The sequence below is a fragment of the Martinezella calliandrae genome, assembly GCF_030272695.1.
Classification (GTDB): domain Bacteria; phylum Pseudomonadota; class Alphaproteobacteria; order Rhizobiales; family Rhizobiaceae; genus Rhizobium; species Rhizobium calliandrae.
The window spans coordinates 125,630-138,246 of the sequence record NZ_JARFYN010000010.1 but is presented as its reverse complement, the minus strand read 5'-3'; the positions used below and the strand labels follow the sequence as shown (position 1 = coordinate 138,246).

Sequence of the window (12,617 nt, the reverse complement as noted above, 5' to 3'; positions counted from 1 at the left end):
CTTCCATGACGGGCCGCTACCCGTTGCGCTACGGCATGCAGACCGTAGTCATTCCCCAGGCGGGCACCTACGGCCTGGCATTCGACGACTATCTCTTGCCGGAATTGCTGAAGGAGGCTGGCTGCACCTTGGTCACGCCATAGCGGCATTCTGGCCGCGCCAAAGCGGATTTGATTCATATTATGGCGCTCTGCTTGGTGAGATCGATCACTTCACGCATAGGTCGGCAAACGGCAATGCGGATTGGTACCGGAACAACGACGCCATCGAGGAGAAAGGTATCGACGACGTCCTCTTCGCTACTGAAGCCCTGCGTGTGATCAATGAGCACGATCAGTCGAAAGCTTTGTTCCTTCATCTGGCCTTCACGTCGCCGCACACGCCCTTCCAGGCGCCGAAGGAATTTCTTGAACGCAACAGCCGCGGCTCGTCCTCGTCGCTGCGATAGCGCAAGCCAACCGGATGCCCCTTTGTCAGAGCGACGACGGCGCCGGCGAACGTGACCGGTGTTTCGAGTTCGAGAATCCGCCAGTTCGAAGGCGCATCCGGGTCGCCGTCCAGTCGTTCCAATCTCGGCTCGTTTGCCCAGTCGAAGCTCACGTCGAAACTGTCGAGTGGCAGCGATAGCCCAGCGCCATGCGCCTTGACGAACGCTTCCTTGCGCGTCCAGCAGCGGTAGAACCCGTCGAGATAGGCCCCAGACGGCAGTGATTGTAGGGTCAGGCATTCCTTGCGGGAAAAGAAGCGGCCGGCGATGTCTTCCTTGAGGAAGCGAATTTCCTCGATATCGATGCCAAGCTCGTAGCGATCCGAGATCGCCAGCGCCGCAAGATCGGCGCTGTGACTGAGATTGAATCTAAAGGAAGTGCCACAGGGATGGGCGATGGATGGCTTGCCGTAGTCGTTATAGGCAAAAGCCAATGATTTTGGCGGCAGGCCGAGATAGTGCCCCAGAATCGACCGCAACCGCCCTCGTCCGACGATAAATTTCCGCCCGTCGCGCTCACGCACGAAACGGGCGGCTCTCGCTAGCTCCTCATCAGATAGGAGCGCCGCGTAGCCATCGACCGAAAGCGACGGCGCGTTAAGGCTCCAGGTCCAGACGTCGATAACATCTGGACCGATAATTTCGCCCCTAGCTGGTTGCATAGGAAAGCTTGCCGCTGGCGGTCGGACCTTGGCGAACCATGCGCCGCGCCAGATAGGCGACCAGCGCTGCTGGGTAGTTCTCACCGAGGCTGATGCGGCAGGTACGCTTCAGGATATCCAAGGTTTGCGCACACATGTCAGGCGAATATTCGATCTTCCGATCCGTCCAGTTAAAAGGATTCATGGCCGGATGGCCGCTGCGCTGCTGCAGCACCGGTTGCCAATTGGTGTAGACATGACGGCTGGAATCGTAGAGCCGATAGACGCCGCGCCTGTTTTCATCGGCGAAGTGCTTGGCGTCATCGGGGGTTTCGAAGATGACATGTAGGCCGCAAGCATTGGCGACATCGTTGTGGGGACCAATGCGCATCCTGTCACTCTTCGACAGGATCTCGGTCATCATGTCGTAGCGCTTGCGCATCCGGGCGATCATTGGATCGAGCCGCTTCAATTGGACCCTCAACATCGCTCCTTGAATCTGGCTTGCCTTGAAATTCACGCCAAGCATTGGCGGTTCGTTGGCATTGTCGAGATAGCCGCGAAACAGCGAGCCAATGTCGTGATACATGCGCGCTCGGGCAAACAGCTGCGGATCGTTGGTGACGACCGCACCGCCTTCGCCGATATTCATGTTCTTGAACTGATTGAAGCTGTAGGCGCCGAGGTCGCCGATCGTGCCTGTGCGCTTATTTTTGTAGCTGAGACCAACGGCCTGGCAGGCATCCTCGATAACGATCAAATTGTGTTCTCGGGCAATGCGCATGATGCTGTCCATGTCGCATACCATGTTCGACATGTGCACAGGGATGATCGCTTTCGTCTGCGGCGTGATCCTCCTGACGATATCGGCAGGGTCCATCGTCAAAGTCTGGTCGATGTCGACGAGAATCGGTACAGCACCGGCCGCCAGCGGGGCGGCGGCCGTGGCGATCCAGGTGTAGGCGGGTACCAGCACTTCGTCGCCGGGGCCGATGCCGGCTGCGACCAGCGCCGAAATCAGCGCCCCGGTGCCGCTGCTCATCGTCAGTGCATGCTGTATGCCGAATTTGGCGCAGAATTCCGCCTCGAACCGCAGCAAGGGACCACCGGTGTCGTCGCCAAAGCGTGCCAATTTTCCTGAGGCAAACACCGGCGCAAGCGCCATCCATTCCCGCAATCCGACTTTAGCCATATCTTTCGCTCCCGATGAAAATCAGCGGCTCTCGCTTTCAAGACTAGCGCCCGTTCACACCGTTTTCAGCATGGCTTTCCGGCCAGAAAAGCTTGATGCAGAGCCAAGCGACCTATCCAAAATCGGTAGCTGACATACGCGTCTATGCCTGATTGGACGATTATTCGGAAAGCCGTGATTTTGATAGGAAAACAAGGAATTATGGGAGAGTGTTATCATGGTTTTTCGCGACCTCAGATCAGCTCCGGATAACGCGCTGCTAGATGCCGATATCGCCATTGTCGGCGGCGGGCCTGCGGGCATCACTATTGCCCGAGAGCTTGCGAATACGCCATTCAGCGTCCTCGTCATCGACAGCGGCGGGCTCGACTACGAGGCCGAAGTGCAGACACTGAACGCGGTCGAAAATGTTGGCGAGCCTGTGGCGCGCGCGGGCATCGAGCCGGTCGGGCGCGGTTACAGCGGCAGCCAGGAGTGGTTGAACGAAATACCGGCCTTCGAGCTGCGCAATCGGCTCCTCGGCGGCAGCAGCTACACATGGGTCGGCAAATGTGCCGCCTTCGACGAGATCGATTTCGCCAGGCGGCCCTGGTTGTCGCTCTCGGGCTGGCCGATCGGGCGCGACAATCTGCAGACAGCGCTCGATAAGGCCGGTGATCTCCTCAATCTCGGCCCCAATCTTTACGACGAACACCTCTATGAAAGGCTGCATTCCCGCCCGACCGATCTCGGCTTGAATAGCGATCTTGTGCGCCCATTCTTCTGGCAATTCAGCCATGAGCGGGATCAGCATGGCGAGCCGATGCGCTTCAATAGACGCGCGCGAGAGATTAATGCGACGAACATCGATTTTCTGACGCATGCGACAGTGATGGAGGTGGTTCTCGACCATAATGGACGCCGGGCCACATCCTTGAACGTGATGAGCCTCGAAGGAAACAAGGCTGTCATCAACGCCAGGACGATCGTGCTATGCGGTGGCGGCATCGAGAACGCGCGATTGCTGCTGGCCTCGAATGCCTTGATGAAGTCCGGCATTGGCAACAGCCGGGATGTTGTCGGCCGCTATCTTGCCGATCATCCGCGCACGGCGCTGGCGCATGTCACCGGGCGCGATATCGCGCGGATCGCCAGGCATTTCAATTTCTATGGCTTGTCGCACAAAGGGCGGACGCATTTCTATCTACAGGGACTGTCGCTCGGTCCGGACATGCAGATGCGCGAAGGTCTCACCAATTGCGCGGCCTATCCCGTACAGATCCATGCTGCCGATGACCCGTGGGCTGCGCTGAAGCGGGTGGCGCGCGGCTCACACCGGACATTGGCGCGTGATCTTTCGGCCATCGGACGATCGCCCGGAATGATTGCATCCGGCCTCTATAACAGGTTGATCCGCAAACGCGGCCTGCCGCACCGGTCGACCGAGCTGCGCTTCGACGTCATGGCGGAGCAAGAGCTTGATCCAGAAAGCAGGGTCACGCTTTCGCACCAGCGCGATCGCTTCGGTAGGCCGGTGCCACGGGTGGACTGGAAGATAGGATCTTGTGAAATCAAGAGCATAAAGCGGTTGGCGCAAGTGATTTCGAAGGAATTCGGCCGCATCGGCCTGCCGCGGCCGCAGCTCGCCCACTGGATCGCGATGGATGATGACAGCGGCGCGTCTTTCACGGATATGGCGCATCCATCCTGCACGACGCGCATGGGAACCGATCGCGCCACCAGCGTTGTCGATCCGAACGCTATGGTCCATGGTATCGACGGATTGTTCGTCGCCGGCAGCTCGGTCTTTCCAACCAGCGGCCATGCCAATCCGACACTCATGGTACTGACGTTGGCAATCCGTCTTGCCGATCATCTCAAGGCGCGACATGCGATCGATCGAGGGCGTGTCGCTTCAGGGCGGTTATCGCAAGCCGTGGTGAAAACCGCCTGAACTTTGCCTTGCGCCTCAGGTTCAAGCCTTATCGGCTCGCTCTGCAACCGCGTCTTCCGCGATTGCCGAAGGAACACTGCTTTGCGTCATCTGATGAAAACTTTAGCCGAGGCGGAAGTAGAAGCCGGCGCTTTCGCTTCGTCCCAATTCCGGATGAGTGTCGATTAGATGAGACAGCGATGGGATCGCCCAGCGGTCGACTTGCTTATAACCGAGCTGCGCCACATCGCTCAGGAAAGTGGCCTCATCGCGCATCTGATAGGGCACATAGGCGCCGTGTATTCGTTCCAGCGTCACAACGGTGCCGCTCTTGTGGAAGGCGACCTTGTTGAGGATCAGATGTCTGGGCAAGGCGGGCAGGCGCTGCAGCAGGCTGGAGAGTGGTACGTCCAGATACTGCATCAGGCCGGAGCCGAGAAAAAGTGGTATGGCGCCGGCGTCCTCGATCCGGTCTATGAAGGTAAGACCGGTCAGGCCCTCCTGCTCTGCCAAACGCCGGCCGACGCGGGTAATCGAGGGAAGGTCGTAAACGATCCAGCGGAAGGGGTCGTCGAACGACAGCAGCGGCCGGAAAGCCCTGTATTTCGTCCCCATATGGCCACCGGCATCAATCACGCCGTCAACTTCTTGCATCAGGTTGCGCATCCAGAACATCACCGGATAGTCCCATGGAAAGACTTGGCACATCTGGGAGAAGCCGGCATTGGCGATTTCTTCGTGGTCGTAACCGGCCATCGATATGGTCTTGGCGGCGGCAAAGGCAGCCTCATAGGAGCTGTAGGCGCCCGTAAACCGTCGTGGGAAGGGTGATAGATAGCGCAGGCGTCCGCCGGCGGCACGCAGCGGCGACAAAGAGCGGCCAAGGCTGCGAACGGCGCCATCGAGGATCAAGCGCGTGTTCTTTGACAAGGATGCGGTCGCCATTATTGTTTCCTCAGTCGCCCTCGAGCGCGAGCGACCTTTCTCGTTGAAACTTCCAGGGGCTATCCCCGACCAGCTACGAAGATCGGGATCGGGATGCCCATCACTTTCTGAAGGATAGCAAGGGTGAGCACGTAGATCGTTCCGCCGAACACGACCTGTATCGCCAGGGTCGATAGGTGCCGCAACGCTGACGCTTGGGCGAGATAACCGAGCAAATAGACCGTTGCCGCCATTGCTGCGATGGCGACGGCGACATAGGCGCAATTGCGTATCACCCGGCTCCATGCGAGCCCGCCATAATTGCGCTGTAGATGCATCGAGACCGCAAAGGAGATCAGTGATGCCAGGCATTGACCCCAAGCGGTTATCTCGACGCCGAAGGGTGCAAAAATTACGATCAGGCCAACCGAAGCCGCACCGTTGAGCAAAAGGGCCATGGGCATATGCCTGATATTGCCGGTGAGCGACAGCAGCGGCTCGGTGACGTAACCGGGGGTGAGCAGCACCTGCTTGACCGACAGGATGGTCACCAGGATTGCGGCCGGCGCCCATTTTTCGCCAAGGACCACGTAGATCAGGCCCGACGAGATCAGCGACAGGCCAAGATAGATCGGCGCCGAGGCGGCCATCAGGACGATCATAAAGGTGGTCGCGGATGCGCCGACATCACGCGACGCCCTGCCGTTGGCATCGATCTTGACGGCTGCCCGTCGGAACAACGTCCAGGCGAGCATGCGAGCTGGCTCGCCGATAAGTTCGGAAAAGGCGGCAATGATCCGCTCGGCGACGCGATAATAACCTGCCTCGGTAAGGCCGAGAAAACTGCCGATTGCCAGCGTGCCGGAATAGGAGCGCAGGAAAATGATGAGCCGGTTCGCCAGAATGTGACGCGAGAATTCGAGGATTTCGCGCGCGAAAGGCCAGGTCAGGCGCAGCCTCGGTACCCATCGCGCGACGATGGCGGAGGCGAAGAGGCCGACAAGCTGTGTTGCTAGCCTTCCTGCCACAATCGAGAACACATTCCAGCCGATCCACAGGCCGAGGATGGTGACGCAAAGCCCGGTGACCTCGGCTGCGATACGGATTGCTGCTTGTTTACGCAAAAGCCCTCTGGCGACAAGCAGTCCGTCATAGACAACCGAAAGCGATGATGGGAGGAACCAACAACTGAAGAGGCCGAGCAACATGGCCTCCCAAGTTTGATGGAATACGAGCCACACAGTCGCGGCGATGCCTAGCCCGACCATCGTGACCAGCACGCCTGAAATGATTGAAATCGTTCCGATCTGGTCGAGTTCGTGCTCGCTGCATTCGGTCTTCATCACGAATTCGCCCCATCCGCCTTCGGCGACGACGACGAGCAGGATCATGATGGCGGAACTATAGGCATAGAGGCCGAATTCCGCCGATTCCAGTACCCGCGCCGCAACGAGGAAAACAAGGAGTTGCACGACCTGGGAGACGATCTTCGAACATAGGGTCGACGCGCCGTCGCCGATAACAGACGGCAAACGCAGGTGAAGCCAAGGCGGCAAGCGGGAGCGGCCGGGAGAGGAAGGGGGAAGGGGCGAACCGTCCATCAACGCACCGCCTGAGCCGAATGAAAGGACGCGACAATCCCTGTGTCTTTCCACTGTTGACTCATCGCTGTCCTGTAATATTGAGTGGTTTTCCTTAAGAAAAACCAGCTATGCTGTAGGTGACTCACGTATTGTTCCCATTCGCAACACAATCTTGCGCCATGGGGAACAATCAAAAAACCGGGCAAATTGGCGTCGATCGGCCTAACGTTGCGTAAGTTGCCGTCCGGGCCAAGAATGGTTTTAACGGGTACTCGCTCAACCGAGGGCTTTTCGTAAACAGTCATGAGACAACAAGCAAAAGAGGTCATGAAGGACGTCGATCCCGATCGCGCCACAACTGGGCAGCGGCGCTTTGTCAGACGGAAATTGGCGCTTCGTTGGCTGCTGATATTGTTCTGTCTCGCTGTCTGGGCTGCGGTCGCCATTTTCTTCATTTGGTGAGACGTTCCTTTTCATTGCGGGCAAGCAGCACGACGCCGACGGTCTTCCAGAGAATGGCGATGTCCGTCCAGAAGGAGCATGTGTGGTAGTAGTCGACATCGAACTGCACGCGCTCCTCGTAGGAGGTGTCGGCGCAGCGGTTGACCTGCCATAGGCCGGTGATGCCGGGCTGCAGGGCGACATAGCAATACAGTTGCGATCCGTAGCGCTCGAGTTCTGCAGCCACGACCGGGCGCGGCCCGACCAGGCTCATCTCGCCGCGCAGCACGTTGAGGAGCTGCGGTAGTTCGTCGGCACTGCTCATGCGCAAATATTTGCCGAACCAGTGTACCCGCGGATCGCTCATCAGCTTCCGGGTGGCCAGCCATTCCTTCTTTCGCTCGGGCTCGCGCTCCAGCAATTCGGCCAGGCGCGCATCGGCATCCCTGCGCATCGTGCGGAATTTCAAGCACTGGAACGTGCGGCCCTCACGACCGATACGAGTGTGGCGGTAGATGATGGGCCGGCCATCGACCAAAAGCAGCGCGATGGCGATCACAAGAAGCGCGGGAGCGAGAAACAGCAGCCCCACGACCGAAAGCAATATATCGACAGCACGCTTGGTGCGGCCGCGCCTGGCTGTCTGTTTCAAATCGTGAAGGGATTGCTCATCATGAGCATAGCCATCAAAAGCCGACAGCATTTTTGGGAACCTCTCGACATTCCGAACCATGACCGCAAAGCTGCCAGTTGCCCTGAAACTTGACAATTGACCCTGCGGGTATTGCCCTAGTCCCATTGACGTAAAGCCGAGAAAGCGCGGCTAGGTCAGCGGGTAATTCGTCTACTCAACTACCCGATCGGCGACTGTTCAGCGGTTTCGGGATAATCATCTTCGATGGCGGTCGAGGCCGTCCTGGAGCTGGCTGGGCGCTCCAGAATGCGACCATAGAGAGCGATCAGCGCATCGCGCCAGGAGGCCGGTGTGTGGGCTAGACCGCCGGACCGGCGCATGCAATTGACGCTCATCAGGCGGATCAGCATGTTGTCGCTCGCAAGCCGGCGCATCGCGGCAGCAAGCGATTCCACCTTGCCGCTCTGGAAGGTCACTCCGCAGCCAAGCTCGGTAATCTCCTGGCTGAGAAGTGCTGCGTCGGGGAGGATGACTGGAATGCCGCTGGTCACGGCCTCGAGCGCCGCCAGCCCGAAGGGTTCCGGCACACGCGACGAAACCACGAGCGCGCGGGCACCGCCGATAATGCCTCGCATCTCCTCCTTGGATTTCCAACCGTGGATGACCACTTCCGGGTAGTTGTGCTCCAGCAGCGCACGGCCGGCGCCGTCGCCGATGATATGGAGATCGACGCCAGCAAGCCGCGCCGCCATTGCGGCATCTTCAAACCCTTTTTCGGGCTCCAGCCGCCCGACGAAGAAGAAATTATGTTTGTTCCATGGCGCCATAGGCTGCTTCAGAAAGGGTTCGACAGGATTGCGGATGATCTCGATATTGTCTGTTCCCATGCCGCTGCGGTCGAAGTAGTCGCGCATGCGCTGGTGCACGATGACGATATTGGCCGGTGTCTGGCGGGTCGGGTAAAAGTGCTCGCGCAGCAGGTGCCGCGCTGACCGCCAGACCTTCTCGTGGTAGCCGCGCTTATCGCACTGCGTCGTCAGGCATTGCATCGACATCGGCGTGAGATGGCAGACATCGTTCTTGCGATAGTTCGCAAAGCCGCCGTTCGGACAGGACAGGAAATAGTCATGGGCATGTAGGACGACGCGCTCGCGCACGGGCCACAGTGCCCGAAAGATCGACGGCGACAGAATTTTCGACCAACCATGCACATGGTAGATTGTAGCGGGCGTGTCCCGGCGGGCGATGAGATCCTGCAGGGCGCTATAGGCGCTCCTGCTGTAAAGCCCGCCGGCTAGCGCACTCATGCGCCCCTGCTGTGTCAAGGGCTGACCATTGAGATTGATGGTATCAGGCGCCGGCGGATCGCCGCTGGCGGCATCTCCGGCGAAATAAGCAACCGGAATTCCGGCGCGTTGCAGCAGATCGGCAGAAAGGATCGCCAGGTTCGACGCTCCGCCGACCTTGACGGAGCGGTCGTTGATGATGACGACCCGATCGGGATGGGAAGGGGTCACAGAATTACTCCATCGCTTCGACATTTTGCGGAGCAAGCTTACCCTTCAGCAGATCGAGCAAGGCCATCACATTGCCCTTCAGGCGCCCCTTGCGATCGACCCAAGGCTCGGGCCGCCAGGTCTTGACGAAGTTGGCAATCAGGTTGCGGCCGATCTGGATCGATGCGTGGCGGGCACTCATAGTACGCTTGCGCATGAGATAGACTGGATTGGCGATCTGCGAATAACCGAGCCTGACGCCGGGCGACCGGCCGACCTTCGTGCCGAGATGTACGCCTTCCAGTTGCTTGGCGCTCACCACCTGGCCATATCGGGCGACGAGCCGGCTGAAGTCGACATCCTCGAGCCAGCCATAGAAAGGCAGGTTCTCGTCGAAGCGCAGATTGCCGGCTTTGATGATCGTCGTGCGGATGGCCATGTTGCAGCCATAGGCATTGTAGACCGGCTGGAACCGGGCCACCGGGTCTGAGCGCCGCCGGCTCTTCGATTCGACCAGCCGCAATCCGTCGCGGACGGAAATACCGGGGCCGGTGATGCCATCTGCAAGCACCGTGCCGGTGCACATGACGATATCGGGATGAATCTGGAACAGCCGTTCGGTCTCTTCCAGATAGTTCGGCGTCATGAGGAAGTCGTCATCGAGGAAGAGGACGATGTCGGCATCCGGCGTATTGTCGAGGATCCGGTTACGCTGACGGCAAAGTCCCCGTTCGGAAATCAACACCCGCACGGGGAAGTCGAGATCACGCAGGCAGCTCGGATCGATGTCCTCCGGCGAGGCGAGGCAGACGACCACTTCGTCGGGCTTGCGTGTCTGGCGCGCGATATGCGGAAGGATCGAAGACAGGATGTCCCGACGACCGGTGCTCGCGATGCCGACAACAAGCTTGACCGGGCGAGCCGACGGCCGGCCTTCGAGCCGCCTGGCGGCAAGATGGGCCTCGCGAGCCTGCGGCTTGCGCCACCAGCGCCGACGTTCGACATGCCGGCGCTTTTCGCTACTGCGGTTGGCGATGATGCCAAGGATATTGATCGGTGTGGTACCGAAGCTTGCGAGCGCGTCGGACAGCCGTTCCACCGTCATCTTCTTGGTATGTCCGACAACGACAACGATGCCTTCGAGGTAGGAGCAGATGACGCGCGTATCGGCCGAATCCTCGAAAGCCGACATGTCGACGATGACCACTTTATAGCGCCGGCGCAGCAGATCGATCTCCGCTTTCAGTGCCGGCAGATGACCATAGCGCTGGAACGCGGCGACGGATTTTTCCGTCTCGTCGACGGTGACGACCGGAACGCCGCCGCCATAGGCCTGCGCCGCCTGCCTGTCGGCTTCCGGATCATGTTCGATGGTCGCGATGGACAGGCCGTTTTCATGCGCAACGGAATAGCGTCGCGGCACTTCGTTCATGCGCAGCACTTCCATACCGAAATCCGCTCCCGATTCCATCGCCACGCCGCTCAAGCGTGCATTGAGGAAGTCGGCATCGACCAGCACCACCGACGCCCCCTCGTTCTGATAGAGCTGAGCGAGATTGGTCGCGATCGTCGTCTTGCCTTCGCCGGTGCCGACCGAAGTGATGCCGATCACCATCGGCGCATTCGCCGGGAAAGCGGAGTCGACCGAATGTTTTACCCTGCGCAAGGCTTCGGAAAATTGCGAGTAGGGCGTGTCGAGCACGGATCTGAGCGGCGACATCGTTCGTCGCCAGGAGGTGCTTGCCGCCACGACATGACCGGGCACCAAGGCCGGGCTGGCATAGACGGGCACATGGCCGAGCGAGGTGATGCCGAGCTCACGCCGCAGCTTTTCGCTGGAGCTGACGCGCCGATCCATCCCGTCGCGCATGAGCGCCACCCCGAGCCCTGCGGCTAGGCCAAGCATGGCAGAGAAGGGGATGACGATCGAGGATTTCGGCCAGGTCTTCGCCAAGGGCACGGCGGCGGCAGTGACGATGCGGGCATTGCCGAGCGGGAAGGATTCTTTTTGCAGCGCGCCGATCAACTGCTGCAGGATGCTCTCATACATGCGGCGATAGGTGGTCGCGCGGCTTTCCATTTCGGAAAGTTCGACACGCGCCAGGTTCTTGTCCGTGCCGGTCTCCGTCAGCGCAGCCAGTTCGTCGTTGAGCAGTTGCTCCCGGGTTTGCGCCACTTCCAGATTAGAGCGATAGACCGCCTGAATGCGGGCGTATTCCTTTTGCATCTCGCCCTTGAGCCGATCGATCTCGTCCTGGGCGGCGGTAATTGCCGGGTTGCCGGCGTCGTACCGGCTGGCCAGATTGTTGAGCTTGGTCGTCGCAGCGCCGAGATCTTCCTGCAGCTTCTGCACCCGCGGGTTGTTAATCATTTCATCGACATCGCCCTCGACCTTCTCGCCGGCCATCAGCCGGTTGAGCGTGGCGAGCTTGGCGGATTCGGCCGCCGTCTGTGCCCGGGCCGCCAACGCCTGGCTACTGATCTCCGACAATTGCTGTTGATCGAGCGAGGAAGAGCTGCTGATCTCCATGATGCCGTTCTTGGCGCGAAACTCTTCGACGCTCATTGCGGCCTCTCGCGCCTGTCGGCCGACTTCGATCAGCCGCGTCTCCAGCCATTTCGCACCACTTTGTGCAGCCGAGGCACGCTCGGTGAGCCCTGTGCGAATGTAGGCGGCGGCAATGGCGTTGGCGGCCAGTGCTGCCTTGCGCGGATCGATGGAACTGTAGCCGATTTCCAAAATGTAGGATTGGCCGACACGATTGACCGTGACCCTGGACAGGAACGAAGCCATCGTGCGGCGCATCAGATCATCTTCGGTCGGCGCAACTTGGACGGGCTCGTCGGTGGAATGCCTGAAATAAGAGATGAGACCATGCAACTGGTCGCGCAGTTTCGATTGCCACGACATACCGCCGACGATCTCAGGGTCCACGCTGAGATTGAGCTTCTCGATCACTGCGCGGGCGATCGCCTCCGATTTGACGATTTCGACTTGGCTGGCAATCTCGGCAGCTTCGATGATGACCGTGCCGGTGAAAGCGTCCTGGGATGCGATGCGACCCTGTTCCGGATCCATCACAAGCCGCGTCGTCGCCGTGTAGATCGGCTGGGTGGTCTGTACATAGAACCCGCCGATGCCGAGCCCGAGCGCCGTAGCGACGATGAAGATCAGCATGTGACGATCAAGGAAACGCCAAATATCGCGAAAGGAAATATATTCGCTTCCATTTGATCGCTTGGCCTCGGACTGAGCACCGGGTACGCTTTTACCAATCTCGTGAACTGCCATGTTATTTCCGCCCGA

11 protein-coding genes are annotated in these 12,617 nt (G+C 59.5%); 3 read left to right on the top strand and 8 right to left on the bottom strand.

Features of this window, described 5'->3' with window-relative positions; genetic code table 11:
• Window positions 1-5 precede the first annotated feature (5 nt).
• Both PY650_RS10255 and PY650_RS10250 read left to right on the top strand, forming a co-directional pair.
• Window positions 6-143, top strand: coding sequence for a hypothetical protein (locus PY650_RS10255; protein ID WP_285879073.1), 138 nt, complete (start codon window positions 6-8; stop codon window positions 141-143).
• Window positions 80-448, top strand: coding sequence for a sulfatase-like hydrolase/transferase (locus PY650_RS10250; protein ID WP_349644490.1), 369 nt, complete (start codon window positions 80-82; stop codon window positions 446-448). The genes PY650_RS10255 and PY650_RS10250 overlap by 64 nt, the downstream gene beginning before the upstream one ends.
• On the opposite strand, the gene PY650_RS10245 is transcribed toward PY650_RS10250, so the two are convergent.
• Both PY650_RS10245 and PY650_RS10240 read right to left on the bottom strand, forming a co-directional pair.
• Window positions 355-1,149, bottom strand: a complete 795-nt coding sequence (locus tag PY650_RS10245) for a 4'-phosphopantetheinyl transferase family protein (RefSeq protein ID WP_285879071.1) — start codon at window positions 1,147-1,149, stop codon at window positions 355-357. The genes PY650_RS10250 and PY650_RS10245 overlap by 94 nt on opposite strands.
• Window positions 1,136-2,320, bottom strand: coding sequence for a DegT/DnrJ/EryC1/StrS family aminotransferase (locus PY650_RS10240; RefSeq protein ID WP_285879070.1), 1,185 nt, complete (start codon window positions 2,318-2,320; stop codon window positions 1,136-1,138). The genes PY650_RS10245 and PY650_RS10240 overlap by 14 nt, the downstream gene beginning before the upstream one ends.
• A gap of 217 nt (window positions 2,321-2,537) precedes the next feature.
• Here PY650_RS10240 and PY650_RS10235 point away from each other — a divergent pair, with 217 nt between their 5' ends.
• Window positions 2,538-4,253 (top strand): GMC oxidoreductase, encoded by a 1,716-nt coding sequence (locus tag PY650_RS10235; RefSeq protein ID WP_285879069.1) that lies wholly within the window; start codon window positions 2,538-2,540, stop codon window positions 4,251-4,253.
• Between the two features lie 102 nt (window positions 4,254-4,355).
• Here the strand turns inward: PY650_RS10235 and PY650_RS10230 are convergent, their stop codons facing one another.
• From PY650_RS10230 to PY650_RS10205, 6 genes are all read right to left on the bottom strand, one after another.
• Window positions 4,356-5,177, bottom strand: coding sequence for a methyltransferase, TIGR04325 family (locus tag PY650_RS10230; RefSeq protein WP_285879068.1), 822 nt, complete (start codon window positions 5,175-5,177; stop codon window positions 4,356-4,358).
• Between the two features lie 59 nt (window positions 5,178-5,236).
• Window positions 5,237-6,757: an oligosaccharide flippase family protein gene (locus PY650_RS10225; protein ID WP_285879067.1), complete on the bottom strand. Its 1,521-nt coding sequence runs from the start codon at window positions 6,755-6,757 to the stop codon at window positions 5,237-5,239.
• Window positions 6,757-7,194 (bottom strand): hypothetical protein, encoded by a 438-nt coding sequence (locus tag PY650_RS10220; RefSeq protein ID WP_285879066.1) that lies wholly within the window; start codon window positions 7,192-7,194, stop codon window positions 6,757-6,759. Before PY650_RS10220 ends, PY650_RS10225 begins: the two co-directional genes overlap by 1 nt.
• Window positions 7,191-7,883, bottom strand: a complete 693-nt coding sequence (locus tag PY650_RS10215; protein ID WP_285879065.1) for a sugar transferase — start codon at window positions 7,881-7,883, stop codon at window positions 7,191-7,193. Before PY650_RS10215 ends, PY650_RS10220 begins: the two co-directional genes overlap by 4 nt.
• A gap of 149 nt (window positions 7,884-8,032) precedes the next feature.
• Window positions 8,033-9,331, bottom strand: coding sequence for a glycosyltransferase family 4 protein (locus tag PY650_RS10210; protein ID WP_285879064.1), 1,299 nt, complete (start codon window positions 9,329-9,331; stop codon window positions 8,033-8,035).
• A gap of 4 nt (window positions 9,332-9,335) precedes the next feature.
• Complete coding sequence (locus PY650_RS10205; protein ID WP_285879063.1) at window positions 9,336-12,602, bottom strand: nucleotide-binding protein; 3,267 nt, start codon at window positions 12,600-12,602, stop codon at window positions 9,336-9,338.
• Between the last annotated feature and the right edge of the window lie 15 nt (window positions 12,603-12,617).

What these genes read in the sequence shown, in the direction of transcription:
- PY650_RS10255 (WP_285879073.1), top strand. Translation starts at nt 6, where the DNA reads ATGACGGGCCGCTACCCGTTGCGCTACGGCATGCAGACCGTAGTCATT.
- PY650_RS10245 (WP_285879071.1), bottom strand. Translation starts at nt 1,149, where the DNA reads ATGCAACCAGCTAGGGGCGAAATTATCGGTCCAGATGTTATCGACGTC.
- PY650_RS10240 (WP_285879070.1), bottom strand. Translation starts at nt 2,320, where the DNA reads ATGGCTAAAGTCGGATTGCGGGAATGGATGGCGCTTGCGCCGGTGTTT.
- PY650_RS10235 (WP_285879069.1), top strand. Translation starts at nt 2,538, where the DNA reads ATGGTTTTTCGCGACCTCAGATCAGCTCCGGATAACGCGCTGCTAGAT.
- PY650_RS10230 (WP_285879068.1), bottom strand. Translation starts at nt 5,177, where the DNA reads ATGGCGACCGCATCCTTGTCAAAGAACACGCGCTTGATCCTCGATGGC.
- PY650_RS10225 (WP_285879067.1), bottom strand. Translation starts at nt 6,757, where the DNA reads ATGGACGGTTCGCCCCTTCCCCCTTCCTCTCCCGGCCGCTCCCGCTTG.
- PY650_RS10220 (WP_285879066.1), bottom strand. Translation starts at nt 7,194, where the DNA reads ATGAAGAAAATGGCGACCGCAGCCCAGACAGCGAGACAGAACAATATC.
- PY650_RS10215 (WP_285879065.1), bottom strand. Translation starts at nt 7,883, where the DNA reads ATGCTGTCGGCTTTTGATGGCTATGCTCATGATGAGCAATCCCTTCAC.
- PY650_RS10205 (WP_285879063.1), bottom strand. Translation starts at nt 12,602, where the DNA reads ATGGCAGTTCACGAGATTGGTAAAAGCGTACCCGGTGCTCAGTCCGAG.